General features: G+C 65.0%; 19 protein-coding genes and 2 pseudogenes. 9 read left to right on the top strand and 12 right to left on the bottom strand.

What is annotated here, in order from left to right; all coding sequences use genetic code 11:
• Positions 1–82: 82 nt before the first annotated feature.
• Positions 83–907, bottom strand: coding sequence for a hypothetical protein (locus tag ET475_RS05680; protein ID WP_207205419.1), 825 nt, complete (start codon positions 905–907; stop codon positions 83–85).
• Positions 895–1,707 carry a hypothetical protein gene (locus tag ET475_RS05685; RefSeq protein WP_129387010.1) on the bottom strand — a complete coding sequence of 271 codons (813 nt, stop codon included), beginning with the start codon at positions 1,705–1,707 and terminating at the stop codon, positions 895–897. The genes ET475_RS05680 and ET475_RS05685 overlap by 13 nt, the downstream gene beginning before the upstream one ends.
• 534 nt (positions 1,708–2,241) lie before the next feature.
• On the opposite strand from ET475_RS05685, the gene ET475_RS05690 reads away from it, so the two are divergent.
• Positions 2,242–2,928, top strand: a complete 687-nt coding sequence (locus ET475_RS05690) for a hypothetical protein (RefSeq protein WP_129387013.1) — start codon at positions 2,242–2,244, stop codon at positions 2,926–2,928.
• 582 nt (positions 2,929–3,510) lie between these two features.
• Here ET475_RS05690 and ET475_RS05695 read toward each other — a convergent pair.
• The 5 genes from ET475_RS05695 to ET475_RS05715 all read right to left on the bottom strand — a co-directional run bounded on the left by ET475_RS05695 (position 3,511) and on the right by ET475_RS05715 (position 10,044).
• Positions 3,511–5,763 (bottom strand): cytochrome P450, encoded by a 2,253-nt coding sequence (locus ET475_RS05695; protein ID WP_129387016.1) that lies wholly within the window; start codon positions 5,761–5,763, stop codon positions 3,511–3,513.
• A gap of 31 nt (positions 5,764–5,794) precedes the next feature.
• The gene (locus ET475_RS05700) at positions 5,795–6,997 is read right to left on the bottom strand and encodes a serine hydrolase domain-containing protein (RefSeq protein ID WP_129387019.1); all 1,203 of its coding nucleotides are present in this window, start codon (positions 6,995–6,997) and stop codon (positions 5,795–5,797) included.
• 11 nt (positions 6,998–7,008) lie between these two features.
• A complete protein-coding gene (locus tag ET475_RS05705) occupies positions 7,009–7,818 on the bottom strand; it encodes an SDR family NAD(P)-dependent oxidoreductase (protein ID WP_129387022.1) in 810 nt (269 codons plus the stop codon).
• Positions 7,819–7,923: 105 nt separating this feature from the next.
• Positions 7,924–9,318: an MFS transporter gene (locus tag ET475_RS05710; protein ID WP_129387025.1), complete on the bottom strand. Its 1,395-nt coding sequence runs from the start codon at positions 9,316–9,318 to the stop codon at positions 7,924–7,926.
• A 171-nt stretch (positions 9,319–9,489) separates the two neighbouring features.
• Complete coding sequence (locus tag ET475_RS05715) at positions 9,490–10,044, bottom strand: TetR/AcrR family transcriptional regulator (protein ID WP_207205420.1); 555 nt, start codon at positions 10,042–10,044, stop codon at positions 9,490–9,492.
• A gap of 127 nt (positions 10,045–10,171) precedes the next feature.
• Here ET475_RS05715 and ET475_RS05720 point away from each other — a divergent pair, with 127 nt between their 5' ends.
• The 4 genes and pseudogenes from ET475_RS05720 (at position 10,172) to ET475_RS05735 (ending at position 12,209) form a co-directional block, all read left to right on the top strand.
• The gene (locus ET475_RS05720) at positions 10,172–10,606 is read left to right on the top strand and encodes an HtaA domain-containing protein (RefSeq protein ID WP_129387031.1); all 435 of its coding nucleotides are present in this window, start codon (positions 10,172–10,174) and stop codon (positions 10,604–10,606) included.
• 126 nt (positions 10,607–10,732) lie between these two features.
• Positions 10,733–10,810 (top strand): annotated as a pseudogene (locus tag ET475_RS18305) (MerR family transcriptional regulator); the annotation flags it as partial.
• Between the two features lie 82 nt (positions 10,811–10,892).
• Positions 10,893–11,711: a hypothetical protein gene (locus ET475_RS05730; RefSeq protein ID WP_129387034.1), complete on the top strand. Its 819-nt coding sequence runs from the start codon at positions 10,893–10,895 to the stop codon at positions 11,709–11,711.
• Between the two features lie 150 nt (positions 11,712–11,861).
• Complete coding sequence (locus tag ET475_RS05735) at positions 11,862–12,209, top strand: hypothetical protein (protein WP_129387037.1); 348 nt, start codon at positions 11,862–11,864, stop codon at positions 12,207–12,209.
• 23 nt (positions 12,210–12,232) lie between these two features.
• On the opposite strand, the gene ET475_RS05740 is transcribed toward ET475_RS05735, so the two are convergent.
• Entirely contained in the window at positions 12,233–12,445 is a 213-nt protein-coding gene (locus tag ET475_RS05740) for a TIM-barrel domain-containing protein (protein ID WP_207205421.1), read from the bottom strand.
• A gap of 252 nt (positions 12,446–12,697) precedes the next feature.
• Here ET475_RS05740 and ET475_RS05745 point away from each other — a divergent pair, with 252 nt between their 5' ends.
• Positions 12,698–13,681 (top strand): HNH endonuclease, encoded by a 984-nt coding sequence (locus tag ET475_RS05745; protein ID WP_242497786.1) that lies wholly within the window; start codon positions 12,698–12,700, stop codon positions 13,679–13,681.
• 102 nt (positions 13,682–13,783) lie between these two features.
• Here the strand turns inward: ET475_RS05745 and ET475_RS05750 are convergent, their stop codons facing one another.
• Positions 13,784–14,656 carry a GIY-YIG nuclease family protein gene (locus tag ET475_RS05750; RefSeq protein WP_129387043.1) on the bottom strand — a complete coding sequence of 291 codons (873 nt, stop codon included), beginning with the start codon at positions 14,654–14,656 and terminating at the stop codon, positions 13,784–13,786.
• A gap of 5 nt (positions 14,657–14,661) precedes the next feature.
• Between ET475_RS05750 and ET475_RS18245 the strand changes: the two are divergent.
• A pseudogene (locus tag ET475_RS18245) lies at positions 14,662–14,874 on the top strand (DUF6361 family protein); the annotation flags it as partial.
• Positions 14,875–14,887: 13 nt separating this feature from the next.
• Here the strand turns inward: ET475_RS18245 and ET475_RS05755 are convergent.
• The 3 genes from ET475_RS05755 to ET475_RS05765 form a co-directional block, all read right to left on the bottom strand.
• On the bottom strand, positions 14,888–15,448 hold the full coding sequence (locus tag ET475_RS05755) for a PIN domain-containing protein (protein ID WP_129387046.1): 561 nt from the start codon (positions 15,446–15,448) through the stop codon (positions 14,888–14,890).
• Positions 15,449–15,454: 6 nt separating this feature from the next.
• Positions 15,455–15,970, bottom strand: coding sequence for a helix-turn-helix domain-containing protein (locus tag ET475_RS05760; RefSeq protein WP_129387049.1), 516 nt, complete (start codon positions 15,968–15,970; stop codon positions 15,455–15,457).
• Positions 15,971–16,065: 95 nt separating this feature from the next.
• Complete coding sequence (locus ET475_RS05765) at positions 16,066–17,760, bottom strand: hypothetical protein (RefSeq protein ID WP_129387053.1); 1,695 nt, start codon at positions 17,758–17,760, stop codon at positions 16,066–16,068.
• A 249-nt stretch (positions 17,761–18,009) separates the two neighbouring features.
• Between ET475_RS05765 and ET475_RS05770 the strand changes: the two genes are divergently transcribed.
• Positions 18,010–18,813 carry a hypothetical protein gene (locus ET475_RS05770; RefSeq protein WP_129387056.1) on the top strand — a complete coding sequence of 268 codons (804 nt, stop codon included), beginning with the start codon at positions 18,010–18,012 and terminating at the stop codon, positions 18,811–18,813.
• A 10-nt stretch (positions 18,814–18,823) separates the two neighbouring features.
• Positions 18,824–19,099 carry a hypothetical protein gene (locus ET475_RS05775; RefSeq protein WP_129387059.1) on the top strand — a complete coding sequence of 92 codons (276 nt, stop codon included), beginning with the start codon at positions 18,824–18,826 and terminating at the stop codon, positions 19,097–19,099.
• Positions 19,100–19,185 lie beyond the last annotated feature (86 nt).

Genomic DNA, 19,185 nt, shown 5'->3' on the forward strand with positions numbered 1-19,185 from the left:
CCTGGGCACCTCGCCGAGCTTCGTGCTCGCTAGGCGCGACGCCGGTCACTGCTGAAGCGAATGGATGCCGCGCGGGTGTGAGTCAACGCAGGCCTTCCACGGCTGCAACCAGGTCGGCGGCCAGAAGGCTTACCGCTACAGCAGTCTGCTCGGGATCACCGATGCCCACTTCTGCCGCTCCTGCCATGCGCGCCCCAAGCGCATCGGAACTCTTCGCGAACAGCTCCTCGAGTATCCGAAGCCCTTTGCGCGTCGCGGCGACGGATACCTCATCCCCTAGCAGCCTCCCGATCTCGCGGGCGAGCTCGCTCGTCTCGATCGCAACGAGTAGCCGAAAGATGTCATGCGCGTCTTTGTTGTCGCGGCGCAGAGGGTTGTCACGCCGTTCGGCAACCTTGTGCACCTTTGCGATCAAGAGGGCCGCTGGCCCCGCAACCCGGACATCGCACGTTCGCCTATCCTCGGCGCTGAGGGCACCCACCGTCATGACGGTGTTGTCTACGAGCACCGGCTCGATCCCGACCGTGCGACGCATCGAGCGGCGATCGTGCGGGGGAGCTGTCACACCGCGGCGCCCTGCACCTGCGATGGCGTCGGGCACCATCAAATCGACATGCACGCCTGTGGGCGACATCCATGTTCCAGGGCTGCTGCCACCGACTTGCGCGACAAACCCGGAGGAGAGCATCGCCTGTTCGATCAATGGATCGTCCGAGACTGTGCGCACATCAATTGCCACATCGGCATCAGTGGTGAACTCAGCAAGTGCGACGTCGGCACCACCCGTGTGCAGGTACACGGCTTGAGCACCAATCAAGATGACCGATGGAAGGTGTGGCTCAAGGGCGTCAAGAGCATCGAGCAGCACACTCCGCGCGCGTACCGTGGCATCGTTCAGATCCGCCATGACGCCTCGTTTCCCCGCATCCACGTGATGAGTTCCTCTCCCTCGGCTGGGTCGCGACCGGGGCCGTTGAGAAGATCTACGGCCGCCTGCGCGGGGGCGACACGGGCGAGCCCGTCTGCCGTTCTTCCCCTGTTCTGGAACACGAATGAACGAGTTGTCCGAGGCTCAAGAAGTATGACGTTGGCGCCGGCATCTGTCTCGCGCAAGCCCCACTCCGCGGCCGCCGCAGCGGCGCCCTCGGTGTAGAACGACAGCGCTCGCTGGGGTGCCACCGTTGACCATTCCGCTGCAGCGGTCGCACCGGTGACCGCATAGGAGAGAGAGGATGCTGCTGCCGCTGCCTGCACACGGATCAGGCCGCGCGGGTGGATGTAGCGCCGCACCGTTGTCTCAGTGAGGTAGTTCCAGTCTTCAGCCCAGGCCCTGAGCAGTCGCTCCCAGTTCGGAACAGACCAAGCTCCCCTCTCATCTCGCGCCGCCAACTCCTGGTCATTGAGGTACTCGAGCACTCGATATGTGGCGCCCGTCGATGCACCCGAGGCGCTGATGAGATCACGAACGCGCCACGAACGGTCGGTATCAAGCAGAGCCCGCACGACACGCGCCGCCGGCTCGCCCTTGAGTGTTCCCCGCGGTCGCCCGGCGCCACGCCAGGGATCCTTGTCGGCACCGCGGTCGGCGAGGTAGAGCGCAGGGACAGCCAACATGAGGTAGAGGTTGCCGGTCGCATCGGCGTAGCCAACTCCGGCTTCTCGGAGCATCGTGCGCGTCGGAGGCGCCAGGTAGCGAGTGATGAGCATGGGCGCAGTCCCGGTCGTAGCCGAACTCGCCAGGAGCGACCTCGCAGTACCAAGAGCTCCCGCGCCGCTGACAGCGCGTTTGACGTCCACTGAAACGACTCCCACCTGTCCGTCAGGTGCCGACAACGCGAACGCGACGTCCGCGCCTTCGTCTCCTGCCCCTCGAGACAGCGCCTTCAGCGCCCAGCCCGTAGGCAGGCGTGCGGAGATGAGGTCGCGCGCACGCTGGAGAAGTTCTCCCTCAGAATTTGGCGCGCTCTTCTCCATCATGTCCTCCTCGTTCGGGAAATCATTCTATTCCGCTCTCACCGGAAAGACGATATTTCCCGAACAACGTCGGCGATGGCGCGCACCCCCATCGAGGCTCACGGTAACGCTGACGTCGGACAGCCCTGTCCAGCCGACGCCGGCCCGACGCCGGCCGTCCTGCACCGGATTCACGTAACGCCATCTCCGACGCACGCCCACGCGCCTGGCATCCTTAAGTCATGACCCTGGCCCGCGACATCCCCAACAAGGACGGAAGAGGCCATCGTGCGCATCCACGGCGGCGACCTGCCGAGGGCCCACCTGCGTGCCGAGGCCGCGAAGGCCCTGCACGAAGCGGGGTTCATCGAGCGTGCGATCACCGTCGCGCACGAGGGCATGAGCGTGCCGGGCGGCGACTTTCAGCAACAGGAATGCGGTGAGCTCTGGGCCGAGCTGGTGACAGCATCGGGGGCGAAGGATGCCGCGGCCGCGGCATCCACGGTCTTCGACCGCTGGCCGACGGCCGCCAATGCCCGTCGATGGGAGCACGCGACGGGCGGCGACTGGCCGACGCACCGCGAAGCTGCGATCGAACGGATGCGCCAGAAGGCGTGGGAGCTGATCGCGTACCTTCTCGACGCGGGCGACGTCGCGCGGGCGTGGAGCGAGGCGCTGCTGGCCGCCGAGGAGGGCCGGTCGCTGCTGGCCGAGCAGTGGGACGACCTGGTCGCCCGCTACGCGAAGATCGACCCGGTCGCGGTGCTCCCGGTCATGGCGCAGCTGATCGACGACCGGCTCGTCGAGGCGAACACCCGCGTGTATCCGGGCGCGGTGCGCCGCATGAGGGAACTGCGCAAGGCCGCGCTCGCGGCGGGCCGGCCCGAGTTCGCCGGCGAGTACCTCGCTGAGCTGCGTGCGCGCTACGCGCGCCGACCGGCGCTGATCGCGAAGATGGATGCCGCGCGGGTGTGAGCGCAACCGTGATCAGCGGAGTCACCACGGTCTGACCAGCTTCTCTGCGACAGCTTCCCGCCACCGACATGCTTGGCGCTGACGAAGAGCGGAAGCTTAGCGATCCGAGCGCCGTCGCCGTCAAAGACCGAAATCTGAACGAAAGGGAATTGCGGTGCCGTCGCGCGGAAGCGGGGCGACTCAGATAGCACGCCCTGGACCGTCCTGGTCAGGTCGCGAACGTCTGGGCGCGTTCAACAGCCGAAGCAGCCACGGTCACTCCGCGAAGTCGCGCTCGCCGAGGAGGAACGCAATCGAGTCGAGATCATCGCGAACATCCCACTCGTCGGTGGGAAACTCGTTCTCACGCGCACGTCATCCCTCCGGGCGAGAAGCACTTCGCGCGTGACTTCTATGATCGGGCTCATGATGGCATCCCCTCGAGTTTCCAAGAGTTGAACACCAACCTCCGACGTCGGCGGTTCAACGGTCCACTTACCAAGCCGGACACGACCCAACCCGCCCATGCCTACACGTCGCGACGGAGGCGCGCCCCGCAGCTTCCGCCACGATCGACCTCGCGTGAGCAGGGAGAGCGGGCGCTCACGCGTCCAGAACGAGGCGCGGGCAGCTGCCCGCCGCACGCGAGACGCAGATCATCATCGACTCATTGGCTTGCTGCTCGCTCGACGTGAGGATCGAGTCGCGGTGGTCGGCTTGCCCGGCGAGGATGCGCATCTCGCACGTGCCGCATGTCCCCTCGCGACACGACGAGATCGCAGTGATCCCCTCCTTCTCGGCAACCTCCAGAATCGAGACACCCACGGGCACCCTGACGGTGCGCCCGGACGTCGCGAACTCGACCTCGAACTCCTCGTCGTCGCCAGAGCGCTCGATCTTCTTGGGCGCGAAGCGCTCGGTGTGCAAAGTGTCTTCGGGCCAGTGCTCCAGCGCGGCTTCGAGCGCCTTCAACAGTGGTTCGGGCCCGCACGCGTACACGAGGGTGCCGGCGACGACCTCGCTGAAGATCCCCTCCAGATCCGGGTGACCCATTTCATCTCCCGGCACCAGATGCACGCGATCACCATATCGAGCGAGCTCCTCCATGAATGCCATCGAGCTTCGTGAGCGCCCGCCGTAGTGCAGCTCCCATTCGGCTCCGGATGCCTCGGCGTGTTCGATCATCGGAAGAATCGGCGTGATGCCGATCCCGCCGGCAACGAACACGTACCGTGGCGACGGGGTGAACCGGAAGTTGTTGCGCGGCCATCCGACCCGGACGCTGTCACCCTCCTGCAGACGGTCGTGTACGGCTTCTGATCCGCCGCGACCGTTAGTCTCACGCAGCACTCCGAGACGCCATCGACCTCGATCAGCGGGCGACGACGAGAGCGAGTACTGTCGGATGACAACGCCGCCGTCGACTGGCACGGCTAGGTCGACATGGGCGCCTGGCTGCCACTCGGGTAGCGAATCGCCGTCGGGGTGCGCTAACTGCAGCGCGACCACGCCGTCAGCGGCGGCGTCCTTGCCCACGAGCGTGAGGTTCATCTCACGCTTGACGTTCTTCTTGGACTTCTCGATGTCATCGACGTCCCAGGTCACCGGCAGGTTCGTGCGCACCGGCAGCAGCGCCATCTTGATGAATTCGAGGGGGAAGTCGGGCGCCGGCCGCAGCGATGGCAGACGCTCGAACAGCACTTTCAGCCCGGTGGCACCCTGGACGCGGGCGAGTTCCTGTCCGAGGCAGGTGTGCCGGCCCTGTGTGAACGCGAGGTGATCACGCGGGTTCTCGCGATGGATGTCGAAATCCCAGGCGTCCGCATGGTGAGCCGGATCCGTGTTAGCGCTGGCCAGCGATACCCAGACCATGTCGCCCTTCTTGATCTGCACGCCCGAAAGCTCAAGATCGTGCATCGCCTTACGCGAGGCGAACGGCGATGACGGGCGCCGACGGATCGTCTCTTCGAACACGTTGGCCCACAGCGTCGGGTCTTCGATGGCCTCGTCGATATACTGCGGCTTCGCACTCAGGAACAGGATCGCGTTTGTCATCGCCTGCGCCGTGCTGTCGGTGCCTGCCATTGCGAACTCGCACACCTTGATGGCCACCTGCGCGACGGAGAGCACGTACTGGCCATCCGCATCGCGCTGGACGGCCATCTCACTGATGAAGTCGGTCCCCGGGTTCGCGCGCCGCGCGGCGACGACCTGTGACATCTCCGCGAACGCGGACGAGAAGCGATCCCACACCTCATCGACCATCTCCTGAGGCATTTCCTCCTGCGCGGAGGAAAGCACGCGCCCCATGTCGCGACGCAGACGACGCATGAGCTCGTCGTATTCGTACCCGAGCCCAAGGTGAGCGAGAATCGTCTGGGTCGTCAGCTCGATGCAGTACTCGGCCATGATGTTGGCCGATCCCTGGTGCTCGATCTTGTCGATGATGCGATGCGCGCGTTCCTCGATCTGCGGGCGCAGCGACTCCATCCGGGCCTTCGTGAATCCGCGCAGCGCGATGTTGCGATGAACCGTGTGGTCCTCCGGATCCATCCCGACGATCAACTGTGCCATGAGCCCCGGCGGCACGATCTTCTGGTAGCTCTCAGGCACCTCTATCGTCGCGGTGTTGCCCGACGATGAGAACTCGGTCCAGTCCCCGAGTACCTTGAGGATGTCCTCGCGCTTGGTGACGATCCACGCGTTCAGCCACGGGTACCAGAACACCGGGTGCTCGTCGCGCACGGCGGCCACATGGCGGGCTGGGTCGCGATAGTAGTCGTCGCTCATCGCGTCGAATGCGTGGGCGGTGTGCAGCCCCCGGTAATCGGTTGGGGCGGTCAGAAGGTCGGTCATGTCGAAATCCGTTGTTCTCTGGGGTGTGCGGTCAGAGTGCGGCGGCGATGGCCATCGTCGACAGCTTCTGGAAGCGGGCGACGTTCTCGCTTTCCTCCATGACGCCTGCGGACAGGAACGTGAAGGTGAAGTCGCGTTCCGGGTCGATCCAGAACAGCGACGATCCGGCGCCGTAATTGCCGTGCGTGCGCGGCGAGGTGAACGGCCCGAAGAAGTTCGGGGCGGTCCCCGCGCCCGACAGCGAGAACCCGAGGCCGAAGTTGCCCTTCGGGATCTCCCAGCCCCGCTCTCGCGCCATCTGGGCATACAGGTCGTTGGGCATGTCGCCCGTCTGCAACGTCGTGGCTTGGTCGAGGATCGCGGGCGCGACGAGGTGCTGGCCGTCTTTCTCGCCGCGGCGGCGCAGCCACTCGGCGAAGGCGTGCACGTCGTCGGCGGTCGAGACCGATCCAACCCAGGGGATCTCGGCATCCGGCGTGATCGCCTCGTTGAGCCCCTCGATGTCGGCCGGCTGCAGGAAACCGCCCTCGGGCAGGTACGCCTTCAACGGCACTGCACGGTCAGCGCGGTCGGCCGGCAGACCGAACGAGGTGTCGTCCATGCCCAGAGGTCGGAACAGGAGGGTCTGGGCGAGCTCGCCGAAGGATTCAGCCCCGTAGGCGCGGCGGACCATCTCTCCCATGAGCGCGTGGTTGATCGCCGGCGCGTAGTTCAGGTTTTCACCGGGCTCGAACAGCACATCGACGCGCGAGAGCGCCTCGATGACATCGGCAAGAACCCCGAAGCGATCCGGTCCCAGCCCCGGGTTAGGTGTCGGAGGCAGCCCCGAGCGGTGCGTAAACAGGTGCACGAGGTTGATGCGGTCCTTGCGGAGCATGTGGAACGGGTCGGTGCCGAAGAACTCGGGGATGAGATCGACGACCCGGGTGGACAGGGCGAGTCTGCCTTCGCTGACCGCACGCAGCGCCATGAGGTTCGTGAAGGCCTTCGTCAGCGACAGCACGCGGAAGACGTCGTTCGGCTGAAGTTCGCGGCCAGTCGCGCGTTCGGCCCACCCGACGGTCGTATCCAGCACCTTCTGCCCGCCGCGGGCGAGGATCACGTGCACGCCGTCATAGGCGCCGCGCTCGATGTCCGAGACGATCTCGGCGACGAACCGCTCGAGCGCCCGGGGGTCGACGTCATCGCGGGCGACGACGTCTGCCGCGTTGGTCCGCGATACAGGAATTGTCATCGGACGCTCCTTCACACCATCACGAGCCCGCCCGAGGGCGAGATCGTCTGACCGGTCAGGTACGACGCCGAGGCGCCCGCGAGGAACAACACCATCTGGGCGATCTCCTCGGGCTGTGCCGCGCGGCGGATCGGCTGCATGCCGATCAGGAAGTCGGCGAACTCGTCGTCGCTCTGACGGAACAGCGGGGTGTCGATCGCGCCGGGGGCCAGCGCATTGACGCGGATGCCGAAGGGCGCGAGTTCCGTCGCCGCTTCGCGGGTCAGCCCGAGCACGGCTGCCTTGGATGCAGGGTAGTAGGCGGGCATCGTCACGCCCATGAGGGCCGCAGCCGATGAGAAGTTGACGATCGAGCCCGAACCCCTCGCTTTCATTAGCGGTACGGCCGCGCGCATGGAGTAGAACATGCCGTAGAGATTGATCTTCATGACGCGATCGAAGTCGTCGTCAGTGACGTGCTCGAGGAACTCCGAGTTGTGCTGACGTCCCTCGCGCACAGCGTCGAAGACCTTGCGGTTCTCATCGTTGAGCGCATCCAGTGCAGCACGGTTCGGAGCGTTCACGCCGGCAGCGTTCACGAGGATGTCGAGGCCGCCCTGCTCAGCGTCGACCTGGGCGAAGGCCTGCCGGACGGCGGTGCTGTCGGAGATGTCCATCGCGAGCCCTGTCGCCCGAGCGAGGCCTGCGAACACATCCACAACCGCAGGTGCGATATCGAGACCGTAGACGATGGCTCCCGCCTCGTGTAGAGCCCGCGCCGTGGCCAGGCCCATACCCGACCCGGCTCCGGTGACGACGGCGACTGCGCCTGTGAATTCCATGTGCTCCTCCTCGAGCGAGACCGGCTTGCTCATCGATCAGCCAAGAACGAGTGTGCCACATTCACTAGACATCTGTCTAGTGAATGTGCACACCAAGAGGAATCGCTAATGCGCGGTAACAGCCTCGATCAGCTTGGTCGGACGGATCACCAGGCCGCAGACGATCGCCACGAGAACGGCAGCCCCGGCGACCGCATACCCGATGTCGAATAGCCCCGCGGTCGGAATCGCCACCCCCTCAACCACGTCACTGTTGGCCGCCTCCAGCGCCGCGAAGATGGCACTGCCGAGCGACGACGACGCCAGCGCGACCGAGACGTACAACGAGGCGGTCCCGGCCGCCGTCTCTTTGGGTGCTTCGGCGGTGATCACCGACAGAGCGGTCGTCAGCAAAGTCGTGTACCCGAACCCGAACATCAGAATCGCCACAGCAATAGCGATCAGCGACCCGTAACCGAAGCGCAGCGTCGCGAATGCCGCCATCAGCAGCATTCCGCCGATCACTAGCACCGCGCCCGCCGACAGGCGGCGCACGAGGATCGGGATGCTCTTGGCGGCGACGAGTCCCGCCACCGTCATCGGCAGGAAGACGAAGGCGCTTTGGAACGGCGTGAACCCAAAGCCCGCGCCCAGCGCACCGCCGGGCAAGGCCAGCAGTGTGAGAGTGAGGTTGTACAGCAGCATCCCGCACACTCCCAGGGTCACGAAGACGAGATACGCAGGTGTGAGGTTGCGACCGCGCAACAAGCGCACCTCAAGGAGCGGGTTCTTGGCCTTCGACTCGACCCGAAACGCCGCCAGCAGCACGATCACGCCACCGATTACCAATGCGATGGTCGTCGGGGACGTTACACCCCAGGTTGTCGACTGCGCGATGCCGACGCACAGCAGCGTGAGCCCGAGTCCGAGCAGAAGCACGCCGCCAACCTCGATACGGTGGCGCGTTCCGGCGACCTTACGACGGGCATCCGAGTCCTTGCCCCAGATGAGGAAGGCAACCAGGCTCAATAGCGTCAGCACACCACCCGTCCAGAATGCTGTGCGCCACGTGCCGCCGAGTTCGATAATCACGCCGCCCAGCAGGAAGGCCGTGAAGATCCCGATGGCCTGTCCTCCGGCGATGACCGCGACCGCACGCGTGCGATCACGGACGGACAGGCGGGCGTTGAGGATACCGACGCACAGCGCCTGCCCCGCCATCGTGCCGGTCAGTGCACGGCCGATCACAAGCACTATGAAGTTCGCGGCGACCGCTGAGATCACGAAGCCCACAGTGATACCCACGACCGAGACGACCATAAGTCGCCGATGTCCGTACACGTCGCCAGCTTTCGACAGCAGCGCGATCGTCGCGGCGCCGAAGATGGTCGTGCTCATCAGCGCCCAGGTCGCCTGACCAGGGCTCAGCACGAGCTCGGTGCTCATCGACCCGTACAGCGGGATCGCCATCATCGTGCCAACTTCGTTCAACAGCTGCAGTACCGAGAAGGTCAGAGCCATGGCAAGTCCTGCACGGCGCCAGGGCAGGAAGACGCTGGGGCGGCGGGGGTCCCGGGGTGACCCGCTGAGGACTGCGTACCGATGTTGGATGACGTCATCGTCTCAACTCTCCTTCGAGTGCGGCGTCGGTGCCGCACTCCCGAGAGAATAACCGAAATACTAGACAGTTGTCTATTGAATTGTCAGAGGCGACCCGAGGCCGAAGACCATCGTCGCGGCGATTTCCTCGATGATCGTGGCCAGGAATTCGGGCCGCTCGCCAATGATTCCGAAGTAGAACGCACGGTCGATCGTCATCGCCAGCGCCGTCAGCCGAGCGTTGGCGCGACGGGGCTCGAGGCCGGATTCGACCAGGCGCGCCACCAGCTCGGGCAGTTCAGCCACGATGTGCCCGTACGACTCGAACCACTCGTCGGCCACAGAGGACTCGGCGGCCATCGCCTGCGCGATCGCGCTGAACTCGATGCGGTAGCGACGCCAGGTCTCGGCGTGGCCAAGCAGCCAGTCCTTCAGCGCACCCTGCTCGAGCGGCACAGTGGCCAGCGCGCGGTAGTCCGAAAGGATGTCGGGCTCGGCCTTGCGCATCTGCTCGAGGACGATCTCAGCCTTGGACCGGAAATGCAGATAGAACGTGGCGCGAGAGACCCCCGCGGCTTTCGCGATCGCGTCAGTGGTTGTCGCTCCGTACCCCTGCGCGATGAACAGTCCACGCGCGGCATAAGTCAAGGCTTCACGAGTCCGTCGCTTGCGTTCTTCATGCGATACCCGCCCAGCGTTACCGCTCACCATCGTCGGCTCCGTTCCGTCGCCTCCCATCCTTGCAAATCGGCAGGCGCACTACGATGACACAATCATGGACGCCTACCTCGAGTGGAGCATCAAGCTCAGCCTGCTCATGTACGCCAGCACCGCACCTGGTGGCAGCATCCGCGCCGAGGGCGTGACCTCCGTCGACGGGCAGTTCCGCTTCCCGCTGGCCCCGTCGCTGGGCGGCACTGACGAGTACGCGTCGACCGGTTCGGTCACTCTGTTTGCTCATTATGGGATGCCACTGACGACGTTTTCCTCGCTGCGCGTGCACCGCAGTGCCGATGAGGGCTGGCTGCTGTCGAACTCGCCAACGGAAGGAAACCCCGTCGACGCGTTCCGCCTTGGAGCCCCCAGCGGCACCGGGGCAGCGCTCGTCTTCGACGACGTAACACTTACCGAGACGGGCGCAGAGATGTTTGCGGGCTACTACAAAGCCGGAGAGATTTTCGACCCGATCGATATTCAATTCCCGTGCTGAACATCCGCTGACGGGCGCGAACATATTCAGCACAAGGCCCCCGAGTCCGAACGAAGGCGGCCACAAAAGCGGGTGAACTTCCCATCCTCGATTTTGCTGCTCACGACTCAGTAGGCGGCCGACTTCCTCGGCATCTCCCGGCTGACCCTCATGCAGCTACTTGACAGGGGCCGGATTGCGTTCCAGAGGCCGGGTCGGCACCGATGTGTCGGTCGCCGCCGGAGTCTCAGCACAAAGAATGCCGTCAACATCCCCACCCCGTGCCCGCATCGGCCACACTCGAGTGATGCTGGCCTCGCAGAACGCTCTCCGCACCACCGCGCTGCTCGCGCCGCTGATCATCGCCGGTGCATTGACCGGGTGTGCCACCACCGCGCCGGGCGGCGACACCGAACAGGCCACTCAAGCGCGCCATGCCGCCGCCGAGATCGCCCGGCACCTGTACCGCGGGCCGACTGACACGATCGACGACTACGCCCGCTGGGCCGACGACGACCTCGCCGGCCGCGACTCTCCCCAACTGATCGGGTACACGACCTACCCTGATGCGACCCACAACGATCCGTTCGGCGCGCTGCAGCTGCGGGTCACGGTCGAGCGATACGACGGCGCCGACCCGTATGTGGCCTGCTTCGAGTCGCAGTTCGACTACTGGGGCGTGGTCACCGACAACCACGCCGGATGGGACGACGACAACGCGGTCACCCACCCCATCGAGTGCCCGGCGGATGCGCAGCCCCTCACCCCACCCGTCGACACCCGGCCGATCTACGTCGTGCCTGACGGCACCGACGATGTCGTCGTCGACGTCCTCACCCTGGCGACTGCGCACGACTCGGCCGCGGACGTCCTCGCCGACGTGAACAAGCGGATGCCGCAGCCCACCGGCGATCGCGAGGTCGCGTTCGAGCCGTCCGTCACGATCGGCGACCAGCAGATCGGGTTCGCGATGGGCGATGCCGATGAGTGCCTGCTCGCGGTGCGGCGGGCCTCCGGCGACGTCGAGGTGCTCAACATTCCGCGCGTGCTGCTGCAGCCGGGAGAACTGGGATGCCGCGCCGAAACGGCCCTGCGCCCGGTCGATCAGCTGCGCGCGCCGCACTGAGCGTTGGGGCGGCCGCGCCGCGCCTCGGCGCCCCATGAGATCGACGCCGACGGCAGGGCGAGATCGGGGGAAGCATCCCAGCCGTCTGGCCGTCCCCGTTCCCAGCTAACCTACAAACGTGGCGACCACCTGTTCGCGGCAGGGATGGGGGTGGATCTCGCGGTGTATCCAATCATCGTGATCGTCGGGGCATCCGAAATCAGAGTGAAGGAGCAGCCGGTGGACGTCGCTGTCCTACACGACCGTGAACTGGTGCGCTGGCTGGAGAAGCGCCCCGCAACGCTCGATGACAGTGCACGCCAGCAGATCACCGTGCTTGCTTCCGACGCATCGACATGGCCGTCAGTGTCGCGGCAGAACTTCGTCGACGTCGCAGCATTCGACGAGCTGCAGCGTGAAGTACGCGGAGCGAAGCGAGTTCGGATCATCTGGGCGATGCTGGGACCAATCGCCGCGATCGCCGCGGCTGGTGCGCTCCTCCTCAACGTGATGATGTGAGGTCAGCGTCTCTTCTGACGTGCTCACATTTCGCCCGCAAACACCTCCAGCAACCCTCGGTCGCGCACGAACACCGGGATCCGCTCCAGCGGTGCAGCCACGGTGACCGCCTGACCACCGACGACGCTCTCCCCGGTCCACGCGTCCGCCCACTCACCCTCGGGCAGATAGACCTCACGCGCGGTAGCACCCTCCTCGAGCACGGGGGCGACGAGGATGTCGTCGCGAGCAGCCACTCGACGTCGGCCGTCCACACCTCGGGATCATCGGGCCAGTCGAAGAACAGCGGGCGCATCAGCGGCTTGTCGGTTGCGATCGTCTCGGCGGCGGATCGCAGCAGGTACGGAACGAGTCGCTCCCGCAGCTGCGCGTACCGGCGGAACAACGGCAGCACCCGCGCATCGCCGGTGCGCTCAGCGATGTTCGTACCGACGGGCCTCTGGCGGATTACCTCGAGCGGACTCCCGAGCTCTGGGACTAGGCCCACGGTGATCTTCAACGTCGTCGCTCTGCGCGTCCGTCACGAGCGAGAGTTCGACTCCATCCGCACCATGCCGGCTCGGTTGCGCCATGATCAAATCATGCGCAGCGCATCCGAGCAGGCGGCGATCCGGCAAGACGTCTTCCACTGGCTGGACGACGTCTTCATCGGCCATGGCGGTTACGAGATCCATCACACGGTGCTTAAGTCATACACCTGGCGTGGCGAGCGCCTCCCGCTGCTCGACACGGGGCGCGGCATCCGCAATCCCGAAGAGTTCTCGTCGACGCTTACGATCATGTCTGGCTGGAAAAAGAATCAGTACGAGGACTACGAGAGTGACAACGGCTGGGTCACATACCATTACCGCGCTGGTGAGGGCGGGGATAACATCAAGCTGATCCGCGCTTACGAGAACCGCGACCCCATCGTGTACTTCCGCGCCGTCCGGGAGGGTTACTACCTTCCGTATTACCCGATCTACATCGCCGAGAATGATCCAGCCGAACGCGTCGTTCGCTTCCCTCTCGATGAGGGCCTCGCCGTACTCGGCGACCCAACGACATACAGCGCCGCACAGAAGCGGTACGCCGATGCCCTTGTCCGCACGCGTCTTCACCAGCCGATCTTCCGGGCGCGCGTGCTGCATGCCTACAGCGGATCATGCACCGTCTGTGAGCTCAAGCACTCTGAGCTTCTTGATGCCGCTCACATCATCCCCGACGCGTCAGAACACGGTGTAGCCCATGTGACGAACGGACTGGCAATGTGCAAAATCCACCATGCTGCGTACGACCGAAACCTCATGGGCATCACCGCCGACTTCGAGGTGCGTATCAACTCTGACCTGCTGCTCGAAGTGGATGGCCCCATGCTGAGACACGGGTTGCAAGAAATGCACGGCCAGCAGATTCACTTACCCACTCGACGCACGGAGCGCCCTTCCCAAGATCGCCTCGCAGAACGATTCGAGGAGTTCGCGAAACACTGATGTCGATACTTCGACGTTCGGCGACTCCACGATATGACTCGACCTGGCTGACCCGGTTTTGTATGTGCTGGGACCGGCTGCGGCACGAGCTCTCCGGTCGGCTCACTCGACGAACGGCGAGCTCCCCATGTAGGCGGTGCGCAGACCCAGCGCCGATGCGATCGCGTCGAGAAACGCTTCGTTGGTCATGAACCACTCCTTGCCGACCTCGTTGCGACGCAACTCGGGGCGACGCGGGTTGATATGGCCCGCTGTGCGCAAGAGCGCATGGAAGGCGTTCTCCAGGCGCAATAGGTCCTGATCGGGTGAAGCACTGTATGCCCGAACCACAACCAGGGGCTCCGGCATGTGTGCCCGTGCGCCCGTGCGGTGGTCAGCGATTCGTCGCCCGATGTCGTTCGCGCGCCCGACCTTGATGAGCGTCGTCCCCATCTTTTCGTCTGCGCGCCTCTCCAGGTACCACCCGTAAGAGAACGCATAGATCCCGGCGACGCCTGCGAGGTCAGCCGACGCGAGGTCATCGTCGTGCTCATCGGACCTGCTCTGCAACTCTTCCGACTCTGCGCCCGACACTTCGTCGAGCACACCTTCCGCGCGTCGCAGGTGCTCGGTGAGCATCCGGATCGCCTCTGCACTCAACTCGCTTCGATTGCGTTTGATGAACGCGCGCAGCGCCGAAGCAGCGCCCTTCGCCACGCTCGGAGACGAAGAGACCACACCATCCAGAATCGCGTCGATCTTCGACCGGTACGAGAAGACGAACCCCTGCGTGTCGATGTTCAGTCGTTCTGCGACCTCGGCGGAGGTCAGGCCATCCAAGACCGATAGGCGGTACACATCCCCCATGCGAGACGCGTCCTGACGCAGGATGCCGGCAATCTCCTCGCGCGGCGTCGTTGCGGGCAGCTGTTCGGCATCCGTCAGCTCACCTTCCGGCTCACGCCACTCGCCATCCTCGATCCCAGAATCGTCCATGCTCTATGTTTACCGCCTCTCGCGACGCATGGGCGCCGCTGTGCCGACAGACAAAGCCAACGCACTACGGTCGATTCGTGACCTCCACCTTCGGCTGGCTCGACGCCGACGCCGAGCAGCGTCGGCGCATGCTCAAGGTGGTCGACCTGTTCAAAGAAGAGGGCACGGTCGACGAGCTGGGCATCGGCACGATCCGCGATGCCTTGTCAGATCAGCTGTTCCCGCTTGGTGTCACAGACGCCGACGAGCCTCGTCGACGAAACTCGGGACGCCGGCTCGAACGAGTGACGTCAGGACATCGTCAACGCTCAATGTCGGATTGCGAGTCGCGGCAGCCTGAGCATGAAGGACATCCATCACGACCCTGCCCCGCATGTCGAGTTGGCTCATCAAGAAATCGTCCGGATGGATTGCTTCAACGTCGAATGCTGACAGTGTCGCGTCCGGGAAGTCTTTGAGATTCGCCGTGACGATGGCATCAGCACGAGACCGGATCGCGGCCGCCAGAACATGCCGATCATCAGGGTCGGGCAGTCGCAGGCTGAGCTCCAGCTGCTCAGTTCCGCTCACGCATGCGCCGGGAAAGCTCTCCGTCATGTACTGAACACGACGTCGCACGAGCCCTTCGTCGAGATCCGGATGAACCTCTGTAATGGCCTCGGTAGCCTCGTCGAGGATGCGCTCAGACCAGATCGGCCGAAACATCCGCTCCTCCGCAAGACGGAGAAGGATGTCGCACAATGACACGGGGACCATGACACATGCGTCGAGCACCGCAGCGAAAATGGCCATCCCACTTCACCGTGTGCGCTTTCGCTTCCGAGCCGCTCGAAGTGCTTCGACGTAGTCGGCTGACGAAGCGTCGTACATCCCGGCAGCCGCCGCTTCGTCGGTCAATGCATCCAGACGCTCCGACGTCGCACGGTGCGTGCGCTCACGATACTGAAGCACATCCGAGAGCTTCAGCCGCCGGTGCCGGTTCGGCTGGTCATAGGGCAGTTCTCCTTGCTCCAGCAGTCGGATCAGGGTCGGGCGACTGATGCCGAGCATCTCAGCTGCTTCTTGAGTGCTCAGCGCCATTGCATAAGGAACCACACTCACCGCGTTTCCCGCACGCATCTGCTCTGCCACCTGCACGAGCACCTCGAACACCTCGTCGGGAAGCTCGATCTGTTCGTTGGAGGGTCCTACGAGCCGGGGCTTGACCTGCGCTGCAGATTCGTTCTCAATGAACCGCGAGAGCGCCGCGATTCCATGAGAATCTGCAGGTACTACAGGGTCGACAAGTCGACGGGGACGTTCGAGTGCGGTCATCAGTTCCTCCCACCTCACTATCGATGATCACCGCAAAACGAACAAAACGCAAGGTCAGTCGGATCACGTGATCAACGGGAACCAGCCACCACCGCTCATGCGCTGAAGTCATCGTGAAGGACGACGCGGCTGAGCTCAACGACACCGCCGGGAAGCTCCCAGTAGTGGAGCCGACGCGCAGAGGGGGCGTTGCTTTCAATCGAGGCACGCCAGCATTTGGCGCCGTCAGCGCGCACGACATATGGGTCATCCCCGCCGGTGCCCTCACGCAGGCGGTGCAGATCGCGGCTCGGAATCTCGGCGACGCGCCCGGTCGCGACATCCACAACCGCACGCATGGCCTTCGCGAACTGTGCTGCGTCAAGCGCCTCGATACTCTCACCGAACCGCGGACCGATCCGGTACTCGCGAAGTGGATATCGGAGCTTGTCCGACGCGGCAACCCTCAACGCCCACGCGTTCTCGACCTCATGCCTGATCCATGCTTCGGCGTTCGGCCAGTGTTCGCGAGATGTCCGGGAGGCGGAGGAATCCGACGGTTCACGCGCACCGCGTGCTTCGCGCAGTTCTTGGGTCAGGCGTGCGATCATTCGCGCACCCTCGGCGTGCTTTGCGCGCTCGCGATGAAGCTCTGCCGACAGCGTGGTGGCTTCGTCGCGCAGGCGATCGAGCGTCTCCAGATCGGTGCCCGCGCGCAGCTCTCGAGCGAGCCGTGCGAACGCGCTCCGCAGCTCCATGATCTCGGCGCGGAGCTCGCGCACCTCGTCGGCGAGATGCCCCGTGGGAGCGACATCCGATAGGGACTGCTGCAGCGGCGCCGACCGATCCTCCTCGACCAGGGCATCACTCGAGAAGTCCACGGTGGCCGTCGGCACGGCAATGTCGTGCTCGCCTTCGCGTAACCACGGTGTTCCCCCGCGAACGAGGGAGAGCGGAGGAACGATCTGGACCGCCTCATCGACGTCGACGAGGGAGAGCCGCACGTCGGCGCCACTTCGACACACCCGTGCTCGCAGGGTCTGCCCCACGCTCACGACATCGGACAGATGGACATCGGAGTTCTCGCCGGCGTCAGCACCCGCGACCACATCACGACGACGCAGCACGACCTCGGGCGCCAGCGGGTGCAGTGCCAGGTACACACGATGCTCGGTCACCTTCACCACGCGTGCGAGTGTGACGTCTCCGTCTGCGAAGCAGGCAAAGTCGACATCGGCCGCCTCGGGCGAGAAGTCACGGCCCGACAACCATCCCTCAACGCCCGCACCCACGACGAGCGCGTCTTCCAACCTGATCTGCGCGGGCAGGAGGTCGGCGTTCACCATCACGCGGGTGCCGTTCTCGAGCCGCGCGACGTTGCCCGTCGTCCCTGAAACGAGCTCCACTGTCGCCGTTTCCCACGACCGACGATCATGCTCGCGCGCCTCGGTCAGCGAGATGACCTGTGACAGCGCGTCATCGATCAGATCCTCAATGTCGTGCCGCCCCGGGAACCGGAGAACCGATCTCCACCATTCGGGCGCGGCACCGAAGTCGGGGGGATAAGACCGCGCGGCGCCGCCGAAGACATGGGTCTTCTCGGGGAGCACCCGCTCGAGCGCGAATGTGGCCTCGCCGGTCTCGATCGTGACGACATCAGCCGCGTCGGCGAGCTCGCGGTGGACGACGACGGGATCGAACGGGAAGGTGGAGTCGCTGTCGGAGCTGATCAGCACGAGGGGACGCCGACGCACGCCGAGGATCTCGTACCCGAGATCCGTCGCCGCAGCGGCGCTGTCGATGTGGCGCACACTGCCATCCTGCCGCGTGCCTGCGACATCGAGTTCAGCCGCCTGGCGATGCACCAACCGGCTGCCACGCCCATCGACGCCGCGATGGAGTGGTCGGCGTGCCACTCGCGCTGCTCGGCGACCCCGCTTCCCGCTCCGCTCACGGCGCCCTCCAGGTATCACACACGCGTGCCCCCGCCTCTTCCTTTCCGGTCGATGCCGACGCGAAAGTCAGTCGTCGGGGGACGGGGTACGACGATGTTCCAAGAGATGCGAACCGTGGTCGACGTGGTCGAAGAATCGGTGCGCGACCGTGTGCCGATCTTGGGCGGTCGATACTCGGGGCGAGAGCTGACCGATCCGGCTGAGATCGTCGACGCCCGGCGCGTGGGGGGCGAGGTCTACGTGCACCGGCACAAGCTCGACCATGCCGACCTCGATGCGCAAGGACTGCCCAAGCGCGACGACCACACGGCCGAGAGCACCTACTTCGGCGTGTACGACCGCAGCGCACGCCTGCTGGCGAGTGACCGGGTCATCTGGTCGCCGACGTCGACGCTTGCGGCGTTTCGGGTGCCGCTGTCAGCCTTACGCACCACGCTGCGCAACCAGCTGTCGCAGCTGCGTCCTGGGGCCGTGGCCGAAGTGGGCACCCTCATAAAGGCACCCGGAGCACCCACGGTCGCGGTGATCAAACTGCTGCGATGTATGTGGTCGTTCGCCAGCGACCACGGCATCGAGTTCTTCGTCTGCGGCCTCGAGCCCAAGCTCTACCCGCACTTCCAGCGCATGTTCGGCGATGCGCTCATCAACGCGGGCCCGGCCGGTGAGACCTTCAGCGTCGACATCGTGAAGGGACGCCAGATCGCCTTCATGATCGACGTGCGCCGAACGGGCGCGCTGATCGAGGCCACCCCACATGCATCGGCCGCACAATGGCTGGGCCACCGGATCTTCGCGCGGTACATCACCGGCGACGCCTCGTGTTGCGTGAAGCGACTCGAGCACGAGTATGTGCGCGGCGACGTGACGCCGGTGGAAGACGTGCAGGCTGCGGCGACACTCACTCGGTAGCGTGTGGGCCGTGAGGATGCAGCATCCCATTCGCGGCACGCCGCGAATGGGCGCAACGGGCACACGCGAAGTCGACCTCATCGTCGAGCGAACCAACGGCTCATGCGTGGCCATCGAGGTGAAGCTCTCTGATCATGCGACAGACAGGGACGTCCGACACCTGCTGTGGCTGAAAGACCAGCTAGGAGATCGGCTCGTCGACATGATGGTGGTCAATACAGGGCCGCTGGCATATCGCCGGGACGACGGCGTCGCGGTCGTGCCGCTGGCTCTCTTGGGGCCGTGACATAGTCCACGACGAGAACGCACGTGACGCCGCTGGTTTCGGCGCGTCTGCCCGAGACCTGACCGCACGGCCTCTTCACGCGCCCG

Source organism: Microbacterium protaetiae, assembly GCF_004135285.1.
GTDB classification, from domain to species: domain Bacteria; phylum Actinomycetota; class Actinomycetes; order Actinomycetales; family Microbacteriaceae; genus Microbacterium; species Microbacterium protaetiae.